We start from the raw sequence: 23,240 nt of genomic DNA on the forward strand, positions 1-23,240 counted from the left end.
CCTTACGTCCGACTTGCGCCCAACATGAACCCAACACGCCAGCGCTGAAGGACTGCATCGGGTAATGGCGTGTTTCCTCTCGAATCGGCACTAAACCGTTGCAAAGAGCACCTAAATTGTTACAGTAGTCTGATTTGATGAGAGTTTTTGTTAAAAATTCTTACGCTCTGTCGGCTGAACCTATAGTCAAGACAGGTATCAAGACAGGTAATCAAGACAGGTCTTGGGGCGGCTCGAACTGACGCAGCGGAAAGCGATAAAACACCCCGCCTTGCTCATCTACTTCAAAGCTGGCCTCAAACTCCTTTGCCCGCTCGTCCAGGTATTGCTTGGCCATGTTGCCCGATATGTTGGCGGCCATGGCGAACTGCATCACGCTGAAGCAGCCGTTATAGGCCCGCGCCGTTTCAAAGAAAAGACTGCGGAGGCGATCGCTCTCCTCCTCTCGCCAATCTCGGCGCAACCCCCACAGCAGCCAGCCACCCCCAAGCAGCATCGGCACCCCCAGCATCAGCCCACCCAGCAGCATATCTCGCCGTTCTTTAGGGGGTTCGCTTTCATCAAATGGCGCAAGGGCCGCCACCATCAGAAACAGCAGACTCAGGCTGAGCAGCACACCAGCAGCTATTTGACGAAGAAGTTTCATAGGTCGGGTGAATAGCGCAAACGAATAGATGAGCAATGCACCCGTAGAATGCCCTGAATCAGCCGCTTAGGAAACCCCGTGGCAAGGCAAAAGCGATGGCCAGCGCTTAGCGAACCGCTTCCAGCAGCCGCGAAAAATAGAACTGCGTTTTGGTCATGGCGTTGCGCTTCACGGTCCAACCCTGGCTTTCCAGCACGGCAACCACATCCGCCTCGCGGTGCAGGTAGGCACGGGTGGCCTTACTGGGGCCGGGGAAAAAGTCGCCAATTTTCTTGAGCAGACTGTAGGCCAGCGTCTTGGGCGCAAAGCTAAGCATCAGCCGCGACTCTGCCAGGGAACCCAGGTGGGCAATCATACGCGCTGCGTCTTCCTGAGGATAGTGGATCAGCACGTCCAGGCAAACCACCGTATGATACTTGCCGCTAAGCGACTCCAGATCTTGCACGGCAAAGGTGGGATTGCCCGACAGCCCCAGCGCTTCGGCTCGCTCCTTTGCTTCGCCCACCATCTTTTCAGAAATGTCGCTAGAGAAGACCGTTGCGCCCATCTGCGCCAGAGGAATGCTGAGGCTGCCCACGCCACAGCCAGCATCGCAGACAGTCAGGGCGCTGGCGTTGTCGTCTTCTTTGATCCAGCCCAGCACGGTGTCTACGGTTTGCTGGTGGCCTTTGCGGATATCCAGCTGGACTTTGTTGACCTCACCGTCGCCGTAGATGCGTCGCCAGCGATCAAATCCGGTCGCATTGAAATAGTCCCGGACGATGGTTTTGTCGTCGAGTGCGTTGGTCATTCGGGGTTAGGGGTCAGGTTTAGAGATTAAAGACGGGAATTCAGGCAGGCTATTTTGCGCCGCCCATGCGAATTTCGGAGCAGAAGGTGGCCATGCTGAAACCACCAAAGCGCTTGAGGATGCTCGTACGCAGGCGCAGGTTGGGGCTGGCAAACCAGAGGCGCTCTTCGGAATACATGGTTTCGTATTCGGTGATGAGCGTTAGGGAGTCGTCATCGCCCATGACGTAGCGGCCGGCCACGGGGGCCTTTTCGGCGTATCCCTGTTCGCGCAGCATTTTGCCTTCGTTGGGTTGGTCGGCATCAGCAACGGGCACAATCACGGTGGAGCCTTCGTGCTTTTCTTTGTCCCACTCCATCGTGCCATCCCAGGTCACGCGGGCCCCGCACAGCGCCAGGGCCGGGTCGATTTCGTATTGCTGGCACAGCGCAACGACGGCCGGGTCGTCCTTGCTCAGCAGGTCGATGACGATGTCGGACTTGCCGCTCTCGGTTTGCTTGAACGCCAGGTGATGGCTGGTGCGCTGAGAGAACCATTTGCCGCTGCTCTGTTCAAAAAATTCGACGATATCCATTGTTATTTCGTGAGGATTGTTATTTCGTGAGGATTGTTGTCTCGTGAGGATGAAAACCTAAATTCTGGTAAAAACGAAACCTGGGCGGGCAGCGGCTTCACAGAGCGCGATGTCCTGCAACATTCCTTATCTTATAGCGATCGCCCCCCGCAATTTGCACCGTCTCTGGAAATCGCCGAAAGCGACGGCTGTTTAGCAATGTGCCTACATGTGCCTGCATGTGCCTAAAAGCCCAAATTTAATTGCCAGCTCAGCAGCCGCCCGACGTGCTGCGGCGCACAGTCCACCAGCCGCAGTTGCCACACGCCCCGGGCCGAGCGGTTTAGCACCGTCCGCAGGAGTGGCGTGGTTTGCAGTGTGTAGGTGGTTTGCAGGCGGGTGCGGCGGCCGAGGGTGCGGCTTTGCAGCAGAATGGGGTCGCCCTGGGGCGGCAGCAGCATAATTTCCAGGTCGCCCAGATAGCTGTGTTCCACGTCTACCGTGATCCGCAGGTCGCGCAGGGGGCGATCCGCGCGATCCCCACGGGAATCGCCCTGGACTTGCAAAATGCTGGTTGCGCCGCGGGGGGTGTCGTCGGGGATGGCGACGGGCGTGGTGTTGGAAAGTGACTGCCACTCGCTGGGGGCGATCGCCGCTGACAGCCTGCGCCGCGCCGCCTCCACTGCCCGCGCCGCATTTACCTTGCCATAGCCAAACCACTTGGAATGGCCGCTGGCATCGTAGGTGCCAAAGCGCAATCCCAGTTGGGGGTCGGGATCGGGGTCCACGATTTTGTCGGCGGTTTCCTGCAAAATCTGCTTCACCTCTCGCGCCGTTAGGTCTGGATTGACCGACAGCACCAGCGCCGCCACCCCCGCCACCACCGGGCAGGCGCTCGACGTGCCGCCAAAGGTGTTGGTAAAGCTGCCCGGATCGTAGCCCGCTGCCCCCAGGCGATCGGTGGTGAACACGCCTACCCCCGGCAGGGCCGCCCGAATTTGTGGGCCCGTGTAGGTATAGCCCGTTTGGGGCAGCCACATCCCTGGGGGTGCGTTGTTGCTGGGGGCTGTCACGGAAATCGCATCGCCCCAGTTGCTATAGGCGGCTTTTTTGTCGAGGCTAGTGCTAGCTGCCACGGCAATTACGTCGGGATGCACTGCAAATCCGTTGAGCCACTGGGTGTTGCCCCGCAGGACGTTGTTCACCCAGCCCTGCTCGTTGACGGTGCCGCTGGTGGGGCGGTTGGCGTTGCCTGCGGCAAAGACGACGACGCAGCCCTTGCCGCCGCGCCCTTGGGTTGCCGCCCGGTTGATCGCCGCCCGCTGCCGCAGCGACAGGGGAAAGTAGGCCGCGCTAGCCCCCCAGCTACAGGAAACCACTGCGGCTCCTTTTTGCAGGGCCCAGTCAAACAGCGACTCGATCGCTTGGTCGTCTAGAAATCCTGTGGTGCGGAGGGGCATCAGGCTGCATCCAGGGGCAACGCCGACGATGCCAAACTGGTTTTCTTCGGCGATCGCCACGCCCGCGCAGGCCGTACCGTGGTTTTCGTGGGATGCCTCTGGCAGCGGCAGATTGGTTTGCAGCTTAAAGTCTCGCGGCTGCACGATTTTTCCTGGCCCCTGAAAGTCGGGATGGTTGAGGTCAAACCCGTCGTCGGTGACAGCCACGACAACGGCCCGACTGCCCCGCGTCACGTCCCAGGCAGGTTCGACGGAAATGTGGGCCGTCGGCGCAATCTGGGAGCCGCCCTGGGTTTGCAGATACCACTGGCGGGGATATTCTGGCTCCTGGGGGCGATAAAGCTGCTGGGCGCGGATGACGATGTTGGGTTCCGCCAGCAGCACGTCCGGGCGGTGCATGAGTTGGTTGGCCAGCTTGATCGGGTTTGCCCTGGCTTGCGGGGTTACCTCAAACACGTAGGTCTGGGGAATGCCGACGACGGGCTGGGCGGGCTTGAGGCCCAATTCGAGGGCGATCGCCCCCATGACTTCCGTCGTCACGCTGTTAGCGAACTGCACCGTTAGCTCATCGGTCAGATAGACCCGCGTTTGGGGATTTTGCGCCAGTTGATAGACATGGCTGGCAAAGGCAACGTACCGATGCGCCCTGGCCCGGTCGATCCCGGCATCTGCTTGCCCCGCTGCCGTTTTCACCTCGATCAAGTCCACTCCGGGAACCGGACGCAGGGATTCTACGTCTAGCTGCTGAACCCAGTCCTCCAGGGTGATCTCGGCGGGTGCGTCTGCCGTCGGGCGAAACGTAAAGCGATCGCCCAACTTTTGTAAGCGCAGTTCCTCGCCGCCCCGCTGCAAAATCATGCCCTCCTGCTCCGCCAACACGCCAGAGGCAGGCGGCATCGCGTCTACCAGATTGCCTTCTGCCTGAAAATCGGCCCCACCCCTCGGCGATGAACCGGAAGACGGGCGATCGGGCGGCACAAATCCAGTCATAGAGGTCTACCTAACTTCAACAACAACGGCAAAAACAACAACGGCAAACTTAAACGGAACTTAAACGGCAGATTTAATTAAGGCAGCGCAAGATAACAGCGAACCTCCAGTACATAGCACAACTGGGTGATCTCGGTGCTTTTTGGTCACGAAGTTTAAGCAAAAATAAATAGACAAAGCATCCGAGTGGTAGTATTTACTCTGTGCATTCGCAGGTGCATTTGGTCAGGTTCACATCTATTCTCTTCAAACTTCTCAAGTCTACGCAGAGGCCCATGGTATCTTTCAACGCCCTTCGTCCACGCTCCTTGACCTGGCTTTTGGCGATGCCCGCCGCAGTTGCGACTGCGCTCGTTCCAAGCGTCGGTGTCGCCCAAACGCCTAGCCCTGCTGACCCCGATGCGGGCTTGCAGCAGCTTGAGCCAGTCACCCCTGCAAACCCCAGCCTTCCGGCTCCCAATGTCACGCCCAGCAACCCCGATGACCTGCGCCCGCTGGCTCAGGACGGCAGCCTGTTGAGCGTGCGATCGGGGCAGCGGATGCTGGAAGAAGCCCGCGCTGCGGCGGCCGTGCAAAACTATGATCTGGCCGTGCGGCGGCTGCAAGAAGCTCGCCAGGTTTTTAACCAACTGTCTAACTTCTATCAAGAGCTATACAGCAGCTTCACGGCAATTGATAACCGCATCGCCGACAGCCAGCGCCGCAGCGCTCTGGAAACGGCTCAACTGCGAGACGAAGCCACCTATCAGCTTGCCCTGGTGCATCGGGCCCAAAACAAGCCTGACCTAGCCGTGCCGCTGCTGGTGCAAATCGTTCGTAGCCAAAATCCCACTCGCGATTTGGGGCAGCGGGCCTATCGCCAGCTTTATGAACTAGGCTTTGTGGATTCGCCCTTCCCGCGCAACCAAGATCCAGCTTCGACCTCCACTGCGCCTCGTCAGTAGGAAGGTGGCTGAAAGGCAGGATCAGCAGTTTCTTGGAGCGGCTCTTGAGGCAGCGTTTGAGACTGCTCACGAGGTCGCTTGGCTTTAGGACGCACAATGCTTGAGGCAGCACAATGCTTTAGACAGCACAGTAAGGAGCGCGGAGATGATTAGTCCCAGCCAGGTAGAGGCGATGATTAAGGAAGCAATGCCCGACGCGCAGGTGCAGATTCAAGACCTGACGGGCGGTGGCGACCACTATCAGGCGATTGTGGTGTCTTCAGCATTTGAGGGCAAAAGCCTGATTCAGCAGCACCAGTTGGTGTATCGTGCGGTTGGCCCGGCAATGGCATCGGAAGCCATTCACGCCCTCTCGCTGAAGACCTATACGCCCGAATCCTGGGCCGCAGGGCAGGCTTCATAACCCACCGAAATGAGTGCGGGGAGGTTCGCAGGGTCGAGTCTCCCCGCTACACTGTTAGCAGGATGGTGAGCTAGCAGGATGGTTAGCAGGATGCGGAACTTGCGAAAGCCACGCATTTGAACTCTGTACCCTTCCCAACTCTTCAAAACTTTTTCTACACAAGACCATGACTCCAGAACTCAAAGCAAAAATTGACGACCTGATTGCCCAAAACAAGATTCTGGTTTTCATGAAGGGCAATAAGCTGATGCCTCAGTGCGGCTTTTCTAACAACGTTGTGCAAATTTTGAATTCCCTCGGTGTGCCCTACGAAACGGTAGATGTGCTGGAAGACTATGAGATTCGGCAGGGCATCAAGGAATATTCAAGCTGGCCGACGATTCCCCAGGTGTATATCAATGGGGAATTTATTGGCGGGTCGGACGTGATGATCGAGCTATATCAGCAGGGCGAACTTCAGCAAAAAGTCGAGGTGGCGCTCGCGTCTTAGGATGGATGCTGGATCGAGCGATCGCCCCTAAGCTTGAGAGTACAGATCTCAAGAGAAAAATCTCCAGGGAAAAGTATGACCGAGCCAGGGAACTCCCGGTTTTGTGTTCAGAATGTGGTTCACAATGTGAGCGAGGCGATCGCCAGCGCAGTCTCTTCAGCCAGTAACGTCGCTGCTACCGTTGCCGATACCGCAGTCAGCACGGCGGAAGCGGCCGTGAGAACGGTCGTGCCCGATGCCCACAACTGGGTCGAACGGGGGACGGAAACCGTTGGCCGCATCGCCACGCCGATTGCAGAAAATCCGCTGGTTAAGGGCGCGACCCAGGTGCCGGGGCTGAAGTGGCTGTTGGCATCCCTGGGGCAGGTCAGCCTGACGGAAGTGCGGACAGATGTTGCCGCCCTCCAGCAGCAGTATCCCGCCGAAACGCCCCGACAGTTGGCGCGACGCATCATCTCCGATACGGCCATGAAAGCGGCGGGCATTGGTTTGGCGACCAACATTGCACCCCCAATTGCGTTGGGTTTCTTGGGCATTGAGATTGCGGCGATCAGCGCCCTCCAGGCGGGCATGATTTACCGAATCGCCGCTGTCTATGGCTTTGAGCTAGAAGATCCGGCGCGACGGGGCGAGGTGATGACGCTGTGGGGCGTGTCGAGCAGCAGTTCTGGCGTGGTGAAGGCGGGAGTTAGCCTGGTGGAAGCCATTCCCTTTGCCGGGCCAGCCGTCAGCATCGGGAGCAATGCCTCCCTCCTTTATGGATTGGGCTACGCCGCGGTTCGCTTCTACGAGAACAAACTGGCGAAGGGCGATCGCCCAAACTCTTAAGAGCTAATTTGTAAAGGAGCCTGAAAGCCTTGTTAATCAAGGACTTCCGAGAAACTACTTTTCCTGGGCAAACATGACCTCAAAGCCACACATGCCAAGGGTTTCAGGCTTCTTAAGATTTGCTTCATAAATTAGCTCTAACACTCTCGAATTCTTTAATTCATGATCTAGCCCCTGCTCGCCACTATCAGGGCGATCGCCCGACAATGGACGAACAACTGCAAAAGTGTCTGCTGTAGATGGAAACTCAGTAGCATAGAAGGGCTTGGCACGTTGTTTCTCACCGTTTGTCTCTCACCGTTTGTCTCTCACCGTTTGTCTCTCAACGTGCCAGGGCTACCGATTTTACCCATTGGCAACGGCCGTTTTTCTGTGAAAGAACTGCTCGACGAACTCTGGAATCAGCTGCGACCGCCCCGGACGTTTTCCTGGCAAACGCTGGTGCTACTGAGCCTGTTTTCCTGGGCGCTGTCTATCCTGGTTGAAACGCCGATTCTTAAGGATTTGCTGTCGCGGTTTGGCTGGCTGTTTCTGACGGTCGGGGTCGGCTGGGCGCTGTCGGGCAACAAGCTGAATATCCTGGGACTGGAAATCCAAACCGGCCCGTGGATCACGGGGGCGCTGGCCTGTGTGGTGCTGTTTGCGGGATGGGTCGGCGATTTGGGGCGCGTGGCGTGGGTCAGTTGGCCAATCTTTTCGGCAATTTCAGCAGCAGTGCCCCACTTTTTTCCCCGGTTTACCTTCAGCATCCCCGACCCCAAGGTGCGGCAAGACCTGATCTTGCGGGCGGTGCTGGCGGGCACCATGAGCTGCTGGATTCAGTTTCATTTTGTGGTGCAAGATTGGCTGCGCGACTATCCGACCCTGTTGTCGGACGATTTTCGGCGGAGTGCCTTTGTGGTGCGGTTGGACGAGGAGCAGCACGACCCCAGCCGCAGTGTACCCCGTGCGGAACTGCTGATGAATCTGGTGGAGGGCTATATTCGGGGATCGCTGGAAGGAATTCCCTGGAGTGACACCGAGCGCTGGCTAATTGCGCTGGATCAGCAAATTCCAGAACTGCAAAGGCAGGTCTTTGCACGGGCAAACCCATCCGCAGCCCGGGGATTGCCGGAGGATGCGCTCTGGCGATTTAGCGCGGTGGTGCCTCCGGGCGAGCCGGAATATACCCTGCGGCTGCGGATGCTCTGGACGGGCCCAACCAGCACTAATTTTCCCTATGTCTATGAAAAGGCTTGCCTGATTTCTCAGGTTACGCCGCCGCTAGGTGCAGGCGAAGTGGTAGCAGGTGCGCCGCTGACGCGGGTGGAATGCAATCCCTTTCGGCGCATTTCGCTGGCGCAACCGCCGTAAAATCAAAATGCGGCGCGAACTGCCGGAGAGGTTGATGAGTGATACGCTTGCAGACGGCAGGCGAGTGGGCTTGGGACGTAAGGGAGTAAGGAGACGGTGAATCTCGGTCGCGTGTGGGTGATTGCCGTGAATGTGTTTCGTGAGGTAATTCGCGATCGCATTCTGTATTTGCTGGGCGTGTTTGCGATCGCGCTGGTGGCGATCGCCGCGCTGCTGCCCGAAGTGGCGGCGGGCACGGAGCTGAAGATTTTGCTAGACGTGGGGCTGGCGGCTATCGGTCTGACGGGGCTGGTGATTGCTATTTTCGTCGGCACGGGCCTGGTAAACAAAGAAATTGAGAAGCGCACGGTTTATGTGCTGATTGCAAAACCCGTCAGCAAGGCAGAATTCATTCTGGGCAAGCATTTGGGGCTATCGGCCGTGCTAGCTGTGCTGGTGGCCGCCATGACGCTGATTTTCGTGGCAGTGGTGAGCTTTTATCGAGCGCCCTTTCCGCTGGCGAGCATCTTGATTGCGGCGCTGTTCCAGTTTTTGGAACTCTCGCTGATGGTGGCGGTGGCGATTCTGTTTGGCGTGTTCACCAGTTCCCTGCTGGCGATCGCCCTTACGGTGGGCATTTACCTCATGGGGCACTTTAGCCGCGATCTGGTCAGCCTGGGCAATCTTAGCCAGAATCCGGTGATGGAGCGAATAACGCAGGGACTCTACCTGCTGCTACCTGACCTGGCTCGGCTCAACCTGAAAAACCAGGCCGTGTATGGCTTGGCGGCTCTGCCTCCTGCATCAGAACTGTGGGCCAACGCGGCCTACGGGGTGCTGTATACGGCGCTGCTGCTGGCGATCGCCACGGTCATCTTTTCTCGCCGCCAGTTTTAGCCGCGTCTCGCGATCTCTCCTACACCCCCACACTCAGCGCCGCCAGCACCCCTTCAAAGAGCTTCAGCCCGTCAGTGTTGCCCAGGGCGGGGTCGGCGGCTCGTTCCGGGTGGGGCATCATGCCCAGCACATTGCCCCGGCAGTTGCAGATGCCCGCAATGTGGCCCAGAGATCCGTTGGGGTTGCTGGCTTCCGTCAGGGAACCGTCTGCCGCGCAATAGCGGAACAGAATTTGCTGATGATCTTCCAGAGCCGCCAGCGTGTCTGCATCGGCATAGTAGCAGCCTTCGCCGTGGGCGATCGGCAGCGTAATCACCTGCTGGGGGGCATAGCGCTGGGTCCAGGGCAAATCGACCCGCTCGACGCGCAGCGAAACGCGATCGCAGATAAAGTGCAAATCCCGATTTCGCACCAGCGCCCCCGGCAGCAGCCCCGCCTCTGTCAATACCTGAAAGCCATTGCAAATGCCCAGCACCAAACCGCCTCGCTCGGCGTGCTGCACCACGGCCTGCATGGCGGGCGAAAATCGGGCGATCGCCCCACAGCGCAAATAGTCGCCATAGCTGAACCCACCGGGCACAATCACCAGATCCAGCCCCGATAGGTCGCTCTCCTCATGCCACACCATCCGCGTTGGCAGCCCCAGCAAATCGCGGGTCACCATTGCCGCGTCGCGATCGCAGTTGGAGCCAGGGAAGACGATGACACCAGTTTTCATGGGGGTTTAGGGGTTAGGGGTTAGCTCAAACCGATAATTCTCAATCACCGGATTCGCCAAAAGCTGGTCGCACATCCGGTCAAGCTGGGTGCGGGCATCGCTTTCGTCGGCGGCGGTGAGGGTCAGTTCTACATACTTGCCAATGCGAACCGGGCCCACATTGTCATACCCAAGGTGCTGGAGTCCCGACTGCACAGCGGTTCCGGCCGGATCGAGAACGGAGGGACGCAGGGTGACGTATACCTTAGCCTGGTAGGTCTGACTCATGGAAGGGGGCGGGTGCAATGCGGCAGAGTAGCGGGGATTCAGCCCAGAGGCGTGCCAAACCCGCATCCCATTTTATAGCGCTTATCGCGCTTTGTAGCGCTGGGCCGGTTTATCGCGCTTTGTAGCGCTGGTGCCGATTGATTTATCGCGCCGATTTATCACGCTTTGTAGCGCTGGTGCTGCCTGGAGCGCGATCGCCCCGCAGGTTTCTCCACAAGTGGACGGGCGATCGCGATTATGATGAGACAGAACGGGACGCACGATCCGACTGAATCGCAACTCGATTATTTACGCTGCCGCACTGCCCAATCCCCCTGAAACCACCATGAGAACGCGCCGCACCCGCAACCAAGAGCGAATTCTCACCCTGCTCAAGACCTTGAATCGGGCAGTTTCAGCGCAGGAAATCTTTCTGGAACTGCGAAAGGAGGGGCATAATATCGGGCTGGCGACGGTCTATCGGTCGCTGGAAGCGCTGAAGCTAGAGGGCGTGGTGCAAAGCCGCCAAATCAGTACAGGTGAAGCGCTCTACAGTTCCACGCAGGAAGATCGCCACCACCTGACCTGCCTGCGCTGCGGTAGCTCTCTCCCTATCGACGAGTGCCCGGTGCATGAGCTAGAGGAGCAGCTCAATCAGTCCTACCGGTTCAAGATTTACTACCACATGCTGGAGTTTTATGGGCTGTGTACCCAATGCCAAGAGGCGATCGCCAGCCCAACGCAGCAGGATCAGGGGGCCGTGGGATGAGCGCACTCTCCGTACCCTGCGACCCACCCATCACGCATTCAGCGGAATTGCAAACACCCAGTCGCGAAACTCCGGATCGCGGTTTTCGGTAATGGCGGTCAGCTTGTCCCGCAGTTGGTCGGTCACGGGGCGATGAGGGGAATACTCGTAGTTTTCGACACGGCGAACGGGCGTGACGCGGGCCGCCGTGCCGCTGAGAAAAACTTCATCGGCGATGAACAGTTCCGACTTGTCCACCGGCCGCTCAATCACCTCAATCCCTAGCGACCGGGCAACGGTGATCACGCTGTCGCGGGTAATGCCTTCCAGAATGTCTTGGTCAAACCCTGGCGTGATCAGCTTGCCATTCCGCACGATGAAAATATTCATGCCCGATGCTTCGCTGACTTTGCCCTGAGAATTGAGCAAAATCGCCTCGTCGAAGCCCGACTCCACGGCCTCGGTCTTGGCTAGCGATGAGGTGATATAGGCTCCGCTAATCTTGCCACGCAGGGGCAGGCTGCGGTCTTCTTGACGGTGCCAGGAGCTAATACGGCAGCTCACGCCTTCGGGCGAAAGGTAGTCGCCCAGTTCCAGCCCGTAGACAAAGAAATCCTTTTCAACGCTGTGGAGCCGGGGCGAAATCCCCAGGTCGGACGTGTAGACAAAAGGGCGAATATAGAAAGAGGTCGTGGGGCTGTTCTTTTTTACAAAGTCGATGATCACCTGCTGGATTTTGTCGGGGGGCAGGTCATAGTGCATAAAGCGGGCGCTCTGGCTAAGGCGCTGGCTGTGGCGATCCAGCCGAAACAGCAGGATTTGCCCAGGATTCTGCGGATCGGGAAGGCCGCGCATTCCGCCAAAAGCGCCCGTTCCGTAGTGGAGGGCGTGGGTCGCAATCGAAACGTTGGCCTCGGCAAACGGAACGAACTGGTTTCGGAAATACGCGATCGGCAGAAAATTGTGCATGGTTAATGAAGATGGGGCGGCAAGCTGAAGGGGCCGCAGGATTTCATCGTAATGGATAGCCTACGCGCAAGGCGATTGTTCGATCAAGTCTTGTAACGATCAGCAAGGCTGGGAGCCAAGGTTTGTAACAAACGCCGCAACAGAAACGCCGCAACAGAAACGCCGTAACAGAAACGCCGTAACGGGTTCATGCGACGAGCTAGGTCATGAGCATTCGCTCTAGCGCATCGATATCGGGAATTCGCAGCGTGTCGCGATCGCGGGCAATCAGTCCCTTGCGCTCTAGCTTGCTCAGCACGCGCGTCACGGTTTCTCTCGCCAGTCCGCTGAGGCTGCTTAGCTCTCGGTGCGGCAAGTTGGGAATTTCGATGCCGCCCTCGGCCTTTTTGCCCTGACCATCTGCCAAAAACAGGATGATATCCGCGACCCGCGACTGGCTATCTGACTCGCGCAGCCGCAGTCGTCGGTTTACCTGCCGCAGCCGCCGGGCCATCAGTTGCGCCAGCCGAATGCCTGCTTCTGGCTCCGTCTTCAGCAGCTTCACAAAGTCTTGGGCGGGCATGTTGCCGATTACCGTGGGCACAAGCGTCAGCACGTCTGTCGAGCGGGGGACTTCATCCAGTGGAGCCATTTCGCCAAACAGCTCACCCTTGCCCAAAATATTCAGCGTTACCTCTTTGCCGTCGAGGTTGTAGGTGCGGATCTTGACCCAGCCTTCCAGAATGAAATAGACCGAACTGCCCCAGTCGTTTTCGAGGAGCAAGACTTGTCCGGGTGGATGACTGCGCGTGACAACGTGAACCGTGGCGTTTTCCACGGCTTCTTCGGGTAATCCTTCAAAAAACGGGGCACTGCGAATCAGCGCGGCATCGCGAGATTCGCGGGGGCCAAGTCGATCGGGCATGGAGGCCTTGCTAAACGCTTGAAATCAAAAGCTTTGTCGCTTTTATGGGCACAGGTAACGATCTATTAAATCATAGTCTGCCAAAGGTGGATTGAGCGTCTGTTTTCAACTGTTGTCAGAAACTTGGGAGCGCGATGGACACGGCTCTGAGGGTGGGGCAGGAAATATTTCCACTCAAGCCGCAGCACAGGCTACAGAAAAGCCTGCAACATTGAGAAACAAAGGCTGGTTGGTATCTGACCTTAGGCTATGATGAGCGCAGTTTCTAGCAGTGGTTTTGCGTCATCGTTTTCGGTAATTTTTTAGCAGCTATTTTTTATTGAGGGGCGATCGCCCTATCCAGGTTCACCTGATAGATTCACCTGAAACCAGTAGGAGAAAGTTCATGTTTACAAACGGCGCACGCAGCGTTCCAGATGTTGTTCAAACGGGCTATTCGGTTGACATTGGCAAGTACCTGGGCGAAGGCTGGGAACTGTTTAAGAAAAATGCAGGCGGCTTTGTCGGGTTTACGCTGATTATGTTATTGGTGTCGATAATTCCGCAAATCTTGCCGGAGCGCATCAAGCCTTTGGGCAGCATTGCCAGCAGCGTGTTGTCTGGGCCACTGGGCGCGGGTTTCTACATCGTGGCTTTCAAGCTGATGAAGCAGAGAGCCACCACCTTTAGCGATTTCTTCCGGGGGTTTAACCATTTTCTGCCGCTATTTCTGGCTAGCCTGGTGACGGGTATTTTGACAGTAATTGGCTTTGCCTTGTTCGTGCTTCCAGGCATCTACTTGGCGGTCGCCTGGATGTTTACGACCCCGTTCATTGTCGATCGTAAGTTTGATTTTTGGGATGCGATGGAGTCGAGCCGCAAAGTGATTTCCAGAAACTGGTTTTCCTGGTTCATTTTCCTAATTGTGCTGGCTTTGCTGAACTTCGTTGGAGTTCTGCTATTTGGGGTGGGTGCTTTGGTGACGATTCCCCTGTCGGCCTGTGCGGTGGCGATCGCCTATCAGGAAGTCATGGGGCTTTCCAACTCGGGTATCGCCGACGAAGAAGCGGGCATCACCGATAGTTTCTAGGGTTCGGCTTCTAAGATTCGGCTTCTAGAATTCGGCTTTCAGGATTCGGCTTCTGGGATTCCGCTGGCGATTTCTGACATCCAGTTGGCGATCGCAGGTTTTAGGATAGAGAAAGCGGTTTCACGCTGTTGCTCTTTTGCCGCTGCTGTTTTTCCGTTACCTCTGTACTGAAACTCTGCCGTGAAGTCTTCTAAACTGGCGCTGATGGTGGCTCTGGTTCCCCTGGCCGCCGTCTATTTTGGCTCTCTTTCCACGCTAGACAGCGCTTTTGTTGCCAAGAGCCTGCTGGTTGTCCTGCCGGTTCAGGCGGGGGCTTGCGCGTATCTGGCCTATCGCTATTGGAGCGGACGGCTCCTGCGGTAGGTGCTGGGCAGCGAGGTTTGAAGAGGGAAGAGGGAAAAGGGAAGAACGAAGAACGAAGAGGGAAGAGGGAAAAGGGGAGGACTGTGAGCTTTTGAGACCTCTGGTGGATAAGGCGACTGGGTGTGTCCTGATTTTGCAAATTTTCCCTGATCCTCAGTCCTTCCAAGCCGCCCTTTGTAAGTTTGTAGAGTGAATCCTTAGCGCCTGTAAAATTTGCCGATGCAACTGATTCCCAAGCCGCAAGCCCTCGCTGTGCAATCTTCTGAGTGCCAAACCCTGACGCTGGATGTAGGCGGCATGAAGTGTGCGGGCTGCGTGAAGGCCGTGGAGACGGAACTGTTGCGGCAGCCGGGTGTAGTAGCGGCGACGGTGAACCTGGTGACGGAGATGGCGCTGGTGGAGGCAGAACCGGGCGTGGAGGGAGAAGCGCTGGCGATCGCCCTTACGGCGGCTGGGTTCCCTTCCCAACTGCGCGGCGATTCGGCGGCGAATGGGGCGACAGAAACGCCCGCCGAACGCCAGCAGCGCGAGACGCGAGAACGGATGGGGCAACTGGCGATCGCCTGTACGCTGCTGGCTCTCTCGTTTTTGGGCCACCTCAGCGCCGTTGGACTGACGCTGCCAGGGTTGAGCAACATTTGGTTTCATGCAGGACTGGCGACGCTGGCACTGCTGTTTCCCGGCCGCAACATGGTGATCGACGGCTGGCGCGGGCTGCGGCGCGGCGCACCCAATATGAATACGCTGGTCAGCCTGGGCACGCTGACGGCCTACAGCGTTAGCGTGGTGGCGCTGCTGGTTCCGGCGCTGGGCTGGGAGTGCTTTTTTGATGAACCCGTGATGCTGGTGGGCTTTATCTTGCTGGGGCGCACGCTAGAACAGCAGGCCCGCAGCAAGGCGACCGCATCCCTGCAATCCCTGGCGGCGATGCAGCCTAGCACGTCCCGCCGGATTCCTGCTGCGACGGCCACGCTGACGGGCGAGGTGTCGGTGACGCTGGCAACGGAGCAGGTGCGGGTAGGAGACTGGCTGCTGGTGCTGCCGGGGGAAAAAATTCCGGTGGATGGCGAGGTGACGGTCGGCCAGACGACGGTCGATGAGTCGATGCTGACAGGCGAATCGAGTCCGGTGCTAAAGCAGGCGGGCGATCGGGTGGCAGCGGGCACGGTGAACCAAACGGGGGCGATCGCCCTCCGCACCACGCGCACCGGAAAAGACACGACCCTGGCGCAAATCATCGCCTTGGTGGAAGCGGCCCAAACCCGCAAAGCGCCGATTCAGCGGCTGGCGGATAGCGTGGCAGGCTACTTCACCTATGGCGTGCTGATGCTGGCGCTGCTGACGTTTCTGTTCTGGTATTTTGTGGGGCTACCCCTCTGGCAAGACCCCATTGCCGCGCTGGGTATTCATGAAATCGGGCTGGGCACGGCCCACACCGCCCACCTCGCCCACACGGAGATGACTGGCGACTCGGCCATGATGCACGCCGCCATGCCGTCGCCGCTGTTGCTGAGCCTGAAGCTGGCGATCGCCGTCTTGGTAATTGCCTGTCCCTGTGCCTTGGGCCTGGCCACGCCGACTGCCATTCTGGTTGGCTCTAGCCTGGGGGCAGAGCGGGGACTGCTGATTCGCGGTGGCGATGTGCTGGAAAAGGCCCAGGCTTTGGACACCCTCGTTTTCGACAAGACGGGCACGCTGACCCAGGGCCGCCCGGTGGTAACGGACTGCGTACCGCTGGCGGCGGGCTGGACGGCAGCGCGGCTGCTGCAACTGGCGGCAACGGTTGAAGCCGGAACCACTCACCCGCTTGCTGCGGCGATTCGCCAAGCCGCGCAGCAGCAGGCGTTGTCCCTGTTGCCCGCTGCCGAATTCCAGACGCAGCCCGGACTGGGCGTATCTGCACGGGTGGAGGGCGCACGGGTCTACTTGGGCACAGCAAACTGGCTGCGGCAGAATGGCGTTTCGCTAGAAGAGGCGGTTTGCGAGCAGGCGCAGGCGATACTGCTCCGCGACACTAGCGCAAACGCCCCGACGGGCAAAACCGTTGTCTACATTGGCGTAGAGCAACAGTGCGTGGGCCTCATGGCGATGCAAGATCCGCTGCGGCCCGATGCCCTTGGTGCAGTGCAGCAGCTTCGAGAGGCTGGGCTGGGGCTGCGCCTCTTGACGGGTGATCAACCTGCATCCGCCAGGGCGATCGCCCAGACGTTGGGCTTTGCGCCCGAAGACGTGCAGGCGAGCCTGTTGCCCCAAGAAAAAGTGGCGGCGATCGCCCAGCTTCAGGCCCAGGGACGGCGGGTGGGCATGGTGGGCGACGGCATCAACGACGCGCCCGCGCTGGCCCAGGCGGATGTCAGCATTTCCCTACACTCTGGCACGGATGCCGCGATTGAGGCCTCGGAGATTGTGCTGATGGGCGATCGCCTGACGGACATCAGCGCTGCCCTGCGCCTCAGCCGAGCTACCTTCAACAAGATTCGCCAAAACCTGTTCTGGGCCTTTGCCTATAACCTGTTGGGTATTCCCGTGGCGGCGGGCGTGCTGCTGCCCACGCTGGGTCTGATTCTCAGTCCGTCGGCGGCGGGCGGGCTGATGGCGCTCAGTTCCGTCAGCGTGATTACAAACTCGCTGCTGCTGCGGTTCTTGAAAAAAAGTGATCACTATTCCCGAACCAGAACTGGTGTTCCCAAGGCGACTGAATCGTAGAGCGCTTCGATATCGGCATTTCGCATCCGTAGACAGCCGTGAGACACCGCCTGCCCCACCGAGTCGTCGCGGTTGGTGCCGTGAAAACCGATCGAGTGAACTCCGTCTGTCCAGAAGCTAATCCACCGCGTCCCCAGTGGGTTGCGCGGGTCGTTGCCAATTAGCTCCTTGGTGATGGGATGCTCCCACAGGGGATAGGTCTGGCGATCGATGACGCGAAACGTGCCCTGCGGCGTTTCCCAGCCGTCTTGCCCAATAGCAACGGGGTAGCTGGCCTTGATCTGATCGCCGTGGTAAAAGTAAACCTGGCGATCGCTCAGGTCCACCACGAGCCGAGGCGTGTGCAGCGGGAGCGTCGTCAGCACCTTGTGGGCAGACTGCACCGGGACAAATCCAGAGGCTTGCCGGGGAGAATCTGCCGCTGGACGGGACGGGACACGAGGAGCAGCCTGCGAAGGAGTCGGCGGCAGAATGCCCGTGGCTAGGGCGGCGATTCGCGAAGCAATCTCTGCGGGAATCGCCTGCTCAGGAGCAGATCGGTTTGAATTCCTGGATGACGCTGAAACTGCCTGCCCCTGGGCTGGAGATGCGGAACGAGACGCAGAACCCACCCGCACCGAAGCTGGCGATGGGGATGCCGCGGACAAAGGAGAGGGCGCGGGGCTGGGCGAGGGAGACGGCGGTGCTGGCGAGAGAACTGCCGCGGAAACAGGCTGGGGTGAAGGGGTTGAGCCTGTCTGGGGAGCGGGTGATGTGGCGGCCTGGGGAGCAACGGGCACAATCGGCGCGATCGCCCCTGGCTGCCACCCACCGGGACGACTCGGCAGGTCGCCCGAAGGAGAAACGGGCGGCAAGGGAGAAACCGTTGCAGATGGCTGCGGGGCAGATGAGCGATGGGCAGCGTGGGGAGAGCGGCTGCGCGACGGCTGATAGGTCAACACCAGTAGCCCCGCCGCCGCAAAGCACAGCATCATGAAACCGCGGGCGATCGCCCACTGTCCGTCCGTGCCCACTGTTCCCAGCGATTCGCGTCTCGCCCTCACCACCGCTATTCGTTCAAGGATTCGTTCAAATCGTTAAAACTCGCCCAAGCGCCCTTCTATCTTAGTCCGCCTCGCCAGACAAAATCCTGCCAAGTTCGTCACAACCTGGCAGGATTTCAACCCAGAGACCGCCTATCGATTAACCCTGGCGGCGACGCATCGACCGAGCCGGCCGCCGTCTGGAGCGCTGCCTGTTCCGACCGGTCGCCAGACCCGTCATGCTGGCCAGACCCATCAGCACACCGGGCAGCGTGGCTCTTGGGCTGGCTTGAACCCTAGCCGCCGTCGGACGCAAGTCATTCGCCTCAAGGCGCTGGCTGGGGCTGTATCCCGGCACAAGGCTCAGCAGGGCCGAGACACCCGTGGCAACCAGCAGGGCGATCGCCCCCGTCTCGTCCGTCGGCTTGGCAAACTCATTCTTCATGCCAAAGGAGGCGTAAAGAAAATAGAGCGAAATCAATGCGCTCAGCAAAATGAGAAACGTGATCACGCCAGGGCTATTGGCAAAGGTATAGATCGGGCCCTTTGCGGCGGAAAACTCTTCAAATGTAGAAAACGGGCTACTCATGGGGTGTATCTCCTGTCTAAACCTAATCCATCGCCAACTCAGAAGAGGTCGGAGCCTGGGGTGTGCCATTGCCCCCAACCCCCTTAGTAATGCTGGAAATCAGCGTCATGGTGGGATATTCGGGATAGCCTTCAATGCCCAGATCGGCAATGTCTAGACCCATCACCTCCTCTTCCCGCGACACCCGCAATAGGTTAAACCGCTTCAGCAGCCAGCTTACGCCGTAGCCTGGGATAAAGCCCAGCAGCACCACAGACACCAGCGCTCCGATCAGTTGTCCAACAAAATTGATCGGCGGAATGTCGGCTCCTTGGGGATAGCCCGCAGCAAAGATGCCCGTCAGCACTGCTCCCAGCAAGCCGCAAACGCCGTGAACCCCGACTGCGCCCACGGCATCATCAATGCCTGCCTTCTCGATTGCCACAATCACCTTGGGCATCAGAAATGCGCCCGCGAAAGCCAGCACAATCACCAGCGCCGGGTGGTACAGATCCAGCCCTGCACCCACGGTAATGATGCCTGCCAGTCCGCCGGAGATCGTGAAGAAAGGCTCACTCCTAGAGGAAATGTAGGCTCCGACCAGTCCTGCGGCCAGCGCCAAGGTAGTGTTCACGCCGATCGAGGCCAGCGTCATCGGCGTGCCGTAGATCGTTGTCTCGCCTGTGTATCCGGGCAAAAAGATGACGCAAGCCGCCAAGAACGCGTAGAATCCCACAAAAATCAGCATCAGCCCCACCATCGTCAGCGGCAGGTTGTGGGGCAAGATGGGGCGCGGGTTGCCCGCTTCGTCATACTTGCCGACCCGCGGCCCCAGGTTAATCAGCACGCCCAGAGCAAAGAAGCCCGAAATGCCGTGGACGATCGCCGAGCAGCCGAAATCGTGATAGCCGAGGTTAGTCACAAACCAGCCGAAGGGGTTCCAGCCCCAGGCCGCCCCGACCACCCAGGTAAACGCGCCCAACACGACAGACAGCACCAAGTACGCGCCCACCTTGACCCGCTCGATCAGCGCTCCTGACAAGATGGAAGCTGTGGTCATGGCGAATAGCGCAAAGGCAAAGAAGAAGACCCCTGTTAGATGATCTCCGGTGTTGGGAGCTAGGGCTGGTGACCAGGGGTAGGACGCTTCGACCAGTTCCATTGCGGACTGGATCGTTTCGCTTTGCTCAGGGTTTGTCCAGGGGCCGAGAATGCCGCCCGTCACGGGGAACAATGGGAAGGCGTTATACACCCACCAGCCAAAGAAGAAAAAGGCAAGCCCAACGCTGGCAAGCGTCAGCAGGTTTTTGACCATCGTGGCCAGGACGTTTTTGGTGCGCGATGCGCCGCCCTCGTAGGCGAGGAATCCGGCGTGGATCAGCAGCATAAACACAGATGCCCAGTAGTAAAACGTCTCTGAGGCAAATGTTCCGAGGAATTCTTGTGCTTCGGGTGACATGGGTTAGGAGGTGGAATTACGAGTCAACGGCAGGCTATTGAAAATGAAAATGGCTAGCAATGAAAATAGCTAGCAACGGCGATTAGTGAAGATTAGCCAGAGGAACCAGAGGCTTGTGAGGAGGCAGGAAAAGACTCAGCTAGATTCAGGGCTGCTCTTGTTAAACACCTGCGCGGGCTGATGACGATGGCACGCAGCCGACGATGCAGGGGTCAGCATCCTGATATGAAGCGAATATTAAAGTCAGCCCGTCTTGACAAATGTATTGCAGTTAACCATCCGTAACCGGGTTCTGGAAGATGACCGCAAGGGCGATCGCCGTTCCCAGCATCAGCAGCAGTCCCAGCGCCCCGGCCAGCGGTTTGCCATCCAGCCCTGTGATCCAGGCGGGAACTCGTCCGGTCGGTTCTAGAGCGCCTAGAATCTCCAGGCTGGCGATCGCCATGATCCAGCCTGCATGTAGCCCCCACGCCAGTCCTAGGTTTCCTCCAGCGACCCAGCAGGCTCCGCTGAGGACCAGCCCCATGACCAGCAGCCCAGGCAGTTGCGGCACGGTTGCCCGCCCGTCCCAAACCAGATGCAGCAGGGCAAACAGCAGGTTGGCGATCGCCACAGCCACCAGCGGTCCCAGATCAAAGCCCAGCACCAGCGGCAAAAATCCGCGAAAGACCAGTTCCTCCACCAGCCCCACGGCCAGCCCCAGCAGCGCCACGGCAATTAGAGATCGGCTGGCGCTGCGGCTCAGCGGCTTAGTTTGCCAGCAGCCCCAGCCCGTCGCCACCTGCACCCCCAGCCATAGTCCAACCCCTGCGATCGCCACCAATAGCCCCAGTCCTAGCCCTTGCCACAGTGGTTCGCTCCAGGCCAGACCATAGATGCCGAAGCCGCTGCGGGTCGAAAGTCGAGGACTTACCTGCCCAACGGCCCACAGCGCTGCCGGAGCCAGCAGGTATAGCCCCAGCAGCAGCGGAATTTTTTGGGCGGGTGCAATCGGTTTACCAGGCTGCCACTGGAGGGCGATCGCCATCGGCAGCAAAATCGGCAGCCCCAACCCTATCCACATTGCAAAAAAGAGCGCCGCCTCACCAAAGTTCAGCAGCGCCAACAGTTCGACATCAAACTTGAGATCAAAAAACATAAGCAGCACTATTCTTCATCCGAGTCTTCACCGTCCTTGTCGCGGTCGATTTGAATGAGATGAATGTGCTTGTAACCCAGCTTAATTTCAAACTCATCACCGGGCTTCAGACCCATTTTGTCGGTGTAGGTGGAACCGATGACAATCTGTCCATTTTTGTGGACACTGACGCGATAGGTCGGCTCTCGCCCGCGCCCGTCTCGATCTGATCCGGTTTCTAGGGAAATTCCTCGGGCTGCCAGCAAAGCCTCATAAAAAGCCGCCATGTTAACGCGAGTCTGCTGATTTTTGCCGACGGTCTGATAGCCGCACTGAATAGCTTTTTCTCGCGCCTTGAGATGCGAAATTTCTTTTAGCTTCTGAAGCAGCGCCTTTCCAGTCAATGGAGATGTCGCGATTTCTGTCATTGCGTTTAGAGCATCCTCTATTCCAAGACGACTATGTTCAAAAACGGCTCGAACATGAGATGGACTTAAACCTGCCGTGGGCGATCGCCCTTGAGAAATTTTGTGGAGACGCTTTGTTTGGCGTGGCGCAGATCTGACATTTTGAACCCAGTCCACCGCACCCCGACCAACCAAAACGCTCTAGAAAAGATCTGGCGGTAGAGAGGTTTTCAAGCACAGATTGAAAGGGACTCCGTATCAGGCTTGAAAGCTCTCAATGGCGTTGTAGCTAGAGCCAGACGCACTTTGCTCGACGACATTTTTCACAAGCTTGACCACCAAAGCATTGAGGATACAAGCTATCCTGCGTGCCATCCAGAACCCAGAAGATTCAGCCTGATAGAGATAGAGCAATTCCCTTGATCGCTGGAGAAGACTCAACCTATCTTGACTTGCCTCCTAAGGGCTGATCTCATCAAACTACTCTGGGCAGCGATCTCCTGAGAATTACCTGAGAACTATCTGCTCAGCACCATTGATCATAGGACTACGGCACTCAATCTAGCCTCCCAACGCTTCAGACCAAACCAAACATGAAAAACATCAAAACAAAATGGGAGCGTGGCTTGAACTGCATATCCCAAATTATAGCCTTAGGCTTTACCCAATTTAAAGCATTAATAAAAGGTCAAGGTTTTATAAAAAATTCCGGGACTGCTTTACAAGCTTGGAGCCAGATTGACATAGGCAGAACTCTCAGTTTTTCAATTTACTAGAATTTTGGATTGAGGTAAAGCGCGGCTTGCCTTGTGAACTAAATCTCGCGATCTAGCATTGCTCAATCATTGCCCAATCAACCCAAACAATGCGGAATTCACCTGTGAATGCGGTTGAATCCCTAGAAATCAAGAAATACTGGAAAGTTCTTATGCTGATCAAAGACTGCTGGCATTGACGAGATAGCCTATTTGCAGGATTGACAAATGATGAAGACTAAGAAAACACCAAGTAAATATGAACTAGGTCAGGCAAGTATCTGGGCGATCGCCCGGATTAGGTCGCAATTTTTCTACAAGTATTATCTACCCTCCTCAGCAGCAGAGTTATTCCCCAACGTGGCATTTGAACCTGTCCCTAAATTTCATCAACCTAGCAGCGGATCGGTTTAACAATTGGTATCCCTGGGTGCTGAAAGCAGGGTAAATTAGGCGATCGCTTGCATTTTCTGCTTGCATTCTTGAGCCGTTGGTGTAGTACTGCCCCTCTGCCCTCGGCGGTTTTTAGATGCATTCCCAGAGCAGGTGGGTATTGAGCAGGGATTGGAGTAAACCTGAGGCAGACCTTAAGTCCAGCTTCAGCTCAGTCAGGATCTCTCGTTCCAGACTAGGATAGTGGCAGGAGAACTAAGACACGTTCTCTGAATTTCTGAGCAGGATAGCCCGTAGGCAAAACGCTCCCGTGAGTTCCTTCTGCATCCTTGAAACTACACGCCTAAAAGTATCGAGCTGCTGCCGTTGTTACCTTTCGTTTCGCAAGTTCTTTGCTACTCCGTGTTGTTTGGTAATTTCTGGTAATTTCTAGGATTTAACTGACGCTATTTCCCCGCTTACT

The 23,240-nt window shown here is 57.7% G+C and carries 25 protein-coding genes; 10 read left to right on the forward strand and 15 right to left on the reverse strand.

What is annotated here, in order from left to right; translation table 11 throughout:
• Nucleotides 1-211: 211 nt before the first annotated feature.
• The 5 genes from HNI00_RS02075 to HNI00_RS02095 form a co-directional block, all read right to left on the reverse strand.
• Nucleotides 212-646, reverse strand: coding sequence for a hypothetical protein (locus HNI00_RS02075; RefSeq protein ID WP_316790248.1), 435 nt, complete (start codon nucleotides 644-646; stop codon nucleotides 212-214).
• A 106-nt stretch (nucleotides 647-752) separates the two neighbouring features.
• Entirely contained in the window at nucleotides 753-1,436 is a 684-nt protein-coding gene (gene bchM / locus HNI00_RS02080) for a magnesium protoporphyrin IX methyltransferase (protein WP_316790250.1), read from the reverse strand.
• Nucleotides 1,437-1,485: 49 nt separating this feature from the next.
• Nucleotides 1,486-2,010, reverse strand: a complete 525-nt coding sequence (locus tag HNI00_RS02085; RefSeq protein WP_068508510.1) for a phycobiliprotein lyase — start codon at nucleotides 2,008-2,010, stop codon at nucleotides 1,486-1,488.
• A gap of 97 nt (nucleotides 2,011-2,107) precedes the next feature.
• Nucleotides 2,108-2,230: a hypothetical protein gene (locus HNI00_RS02090; RefSeq protein ID WP_316790252.1), complete on the reverse strand. Its 123-nt coding sequence runs from the start codon at nucleotides 2,228-2,230 to the stop codon at nucleotides 2,108-2,110.
• Nucleotides 2,231-2,234: 4 nt separating this feature from the next.
• On the reverse strand, nucleotides 2,235-4,439 hold the full coding sequence (locus HNI00_RS02095) for a S8 family serine peptidase (protein WP_316790255.1): 2,205 nt from the start codon (nucleotides 4,437-4,439) through the stop codon (nucleotides 2,235-2,237).
• A gap of 326 nt (nucleotides 4,440-4,765) precedes the next feature.
• Between HNI00_RS02095 and HNI00_RS02100 the strand changes: the two genes are divergently transcribed.
• The 6 genes from HNI00_RS02100 to HNI00_RS02125 all read left to right on the forward strand — a co-directional run bounded on the left by HNI00_RS02100 (nucleotide 4,766) and on the right by HNI00_RS02125 (nucleotide 9,333).
• The gene (locus HNI00_RS02100; RefSeq protein WP_316790257.1) at nucleotides 4,766-5,383 is read left to right on the forward strand and encodes a hypothetical protein; all 618 of its coding nucleotides are present in this window, start codon (nucleotides 4,766-4,768) and stop codon (nucleotides 5,381-5,383) included.
• Between the two features lie 145 nt (nucleotides 5,384-5,528).
• Entirely contained in the window at nucleotides 5,529-5,786 is a 258-nt protein-coding gene (locus tag HNI00_RS02105; protein ID WP_172358662.1) for a BolA family protein, read from the forward strand.
• A 166-nt stretch (nucleotides 5,787-5,952) separates the two neighbouring features.
• Nucleotides 5,953-6,276, forward strand: coding sequence for a Grx4 family monothiol glutaredoxin (gene grxD, locus HNI00_RS02110; protein ID WP_172358663.1), 324 nt, complete (start codon nucleotides 5,953-5,955; stop codon nucleotides 6,274-6,276).
• Between the two features lie 75 nt (nucleotides 6,277-6,351).
• Complete coding sequence (locus HNI00_RS02115; protein ID WP_316790259.1) at nucleotides 6,352-7,104, forward strand: hypothetical protein; 753 nt, start codon at nucleotides 6,352-6,354, stop codon at nucleotides 7,102-7,104.
• 315 nt (nucleotides 7,105-7,419) lie between these two features.
• Complete coding sequence (locus tag HNI00_RS02120) at nucleotides 7,420-8,457, forward strand: DUF5357 family protein (RefSeq protein ID WP_316790262.1); 1,038 nt, start codon at nucleotides 7,420-7,422, stop codon at nucleotides 8,455-8,457.
• A 96-nt stretch (nucleotides 8,458-8,553) separates the two neighbouring features.
• Nucleotides 8,554-9,333, forward strand: coding sequence for an ABC transporter permease (locus HNI00_RS02125; protein ID WP_297079394.1), 780 nt, complete (start codon nucleotides 8,554-8,556; stop codon nucleotides 9,331-9,333).
• Nucleotides 9,334-9,352: 19 nt separating this feature from the next.
• On the opposite strand, the gene purQ is transcribed toward HNI00_RS02125, so the two are convergent.
• The 3 genes from purQ to HNI00_RS02140 form a co-directional block, all read right to left on the reverse strand.
• A complete protein-coding gene (purQ, locus tag HNI00_RS02130; protein WP_316790265.1) occupies nucleotides 9,353-10,051 on the reverse strand; it encodes a phosphoribosylformylglycinamidine synthase subunit PurQ in 699 nt (232 codons plus the stop codon).
• 6 nt (nucleotides 10,052-10,057) lie between these two features.
• Nucleotides 10,058-10,318: a phosphoribosylformylglycinamidine synthase subunit PurS gene (gene purS, locus HNI00_RS02135; protein WP_172358667.1), complete on the reverse strand. Its 261-nt coding sequence runs from the start codon at nucleotides 10,316-10,318 to the stop codon at nucleotides 10,058-10,060.
• 81 nt (nucleotides 10,319-10,399) lie between these two features.
• Nucleotides 10,400-10,579, reverse strand: a complete 180-nt coding sequence (locus tag HNI00_RS02140) for a hypothetical protein (protein WP_316790267.1) — start codon at nucleotides 10,577-10,579, stop codon at nucleotides 10,400-10,402.
• A gap of 64 nt (nucleotides 10,580-10,643) precedes the next feature.
• Here HNI00_RS02140 and HNI00_RS02145 point away from each other — a divergent pair, with 64 nt between their 5' ends.
• A complete protein-coding gene (locus tag HNI00_RS02145) occupies nucleotides 10,644-11,066 on the forward strand; it encodes a Fur family transcriptional regulator (RefSeq protein ID WP_172358668.1) in 423 nt (140 codons plus the stop codon).
• A gap of 30 nt (nucleotides 11,067-11,096) precedes the next feature.
• Here the strand turns inward: HNI00_RS02145 and HNI00_RS02150 are convergent, their stop codons facing one another.
• Together HNI00_RS02150 and HNI00_RS02155 are read right to left on the reverse strand one after the other, a co-directional pair.
• Nucleotides 11,097-12,014: a branched-chain amino acid transaminase gene (locus tag HNI00_RS02150; RefSeq protein ID WP_316790270.1), complete on the reverse strand. Its 918-nt coding sequence runs from the start codon at nucleotides 12,012-12,014 to the stop codon at nucleotides 11,097-11,099.
• A gap of 199 nt (nucleotides 12,015-12,213) precedes the next feature.
• A complete protein-coding gene (locus HNI00_RS02155; protein WP_172358670.1) occupies nucleotides 12,214-12,918 on the reverse strand; it encodes a Crp/Fnr family transcriptional regulator in 705 nt (234 codons plus the stop codon).
• A 385-nt stretch (nucleotides 12,919-13,303) separates the two neighbouring features.
• Here HNI00_RS02155 and HNI00_RS02160 point away from each other — a divergent pair, with 385 nt between their 5' ends.
• From HNI00_RS02160 to HNI00_RS02170, 3 genes are all read left to right on the forward strand, one after another.
• Nucleotides 13,304-13,987: a DUF2189 domain-containing protein gene (locus tag HNI00_RS02160; RefSeq protein ID WP_316790272.1), complete on the forward strand. Its 684-nt coding sequence runs from the start codon at nucleotides 13,304-13,306 to the stop codon at nucleotides 13,985-13,987.
• Between the two features lie 180 nt (nucleotides 13,988-14,167).
• Nucleotides 14,168-14,350: a hypothetical protein gene (locus HNI00_RS02165; protein ID WP_172358671.1), complete on the forward strand. Its 183-nt coding sequence runs from the start codon at nucleotides 14,168-14,170 to the stop codon at nucleotides 14,348-14,350.
• A gap of 219 nt (nucleotides 14,351-14,569) precedes the next feature.
• A complete protein-coding gene (locus HNI00_RS02170) occupies nucleotides 14,570-17,056 on the forward strand; it encodes a heavy metal translocating P-type ATPase (RefSeq protein ID WP_316790274.1) in 2,487 nt (828 codons plus the stop codon).
• On the opposite strand, the gene HNI00_RS02175 is transcribed toward HNI00_RS02170, so the two are convergent.
• From HNI00_RS02175 to HNI00_RS02195, 5 genes are all read right to left on the reverse strand, one after another.
• Nucleotides 17,011-18,099 (reverse strand): L,D-transpeptidase, encoded by a 1,089-nt coding sequence (locus HNI00_RS02175; protein ID WP_316790276.1) that lies wholly within the window; start codon nucleotides 18,097-18,099, stop codon nucleotides 17,011-17,013. The two genes, HNI00_RS02170 and HNI00_RS02175, sit on opposite strands and share 46 nt — an antisense overlap.
• Before the next feature lie 139 nt (nucleotides 18,100-18,238).
• Nucleotides 18,239-18,667 carry a hypothetical protein gene (locus HNI00_RS02180; RefSeq protein WP_316790278.1) on the reverse strand — a complete coding sequence of 143 codons (429 nt, stop codon included), beginning with the start codon at nucleotides 18,665-18,667 and terminating at the stop codon, nucleotides 18,239-18,241.
• 22 nt (nucleotides 18,668-18,689) lie between these two features.
• The gene (locus HNI00_RS02185; RefSeq protein WP_316790279.1) at nucleotides 18,690-20,105 is read right to left on the reverse strand and encodes an ammonium transporter; all 1,416 of its coding nucleotides are present in this window, start codon (nucleotides 20,103-20,105) and stop codon (nucleotides 18,690-18,692) included.
• Nucleotides 20,106-20,376: 271 nt separating this feature from the next.
• Complete coding sequence (locus HNI00_RS02190; RefSeq protein ID WP_316790281.1) at nucleotides 20,377-21,243, reverse strand: CPBP family intramembrane glutamic endopeptidase; 867 nt, start codon at nucleotides 21,241-21,243, stop codon at nucleotides 20,377-20,379.
• Between the two features lie 8 nt (nucleotides 21,244-21,251).
• On the reverse strand, nucleotides 21,252-21,650 hold the full coding sequence (locus HNI00_RS02195) for an AbrB family transcriptional regulator (protein ID WP_172358677.1): 399 nt from the start codon (nucleotides 21,648-21,650) through the stop codon (nucleotides 21,252-21,254).
• Between the last annotated feature and the right edge of the window lie 1,590 nt (nucleotides 21,651-23,240).

The sequence above is a fragment of the Thermoleptolyngbya oregonensis NK1-22 genome (assembly GCF_032705245.1).
GTDB lineage: Bacteria > Cyanobacteriota > Cyanobacteriia > Elainellales > Elainellaceae > Thermoleptolyngbya > Thermoleptolyngbya sichuanensis.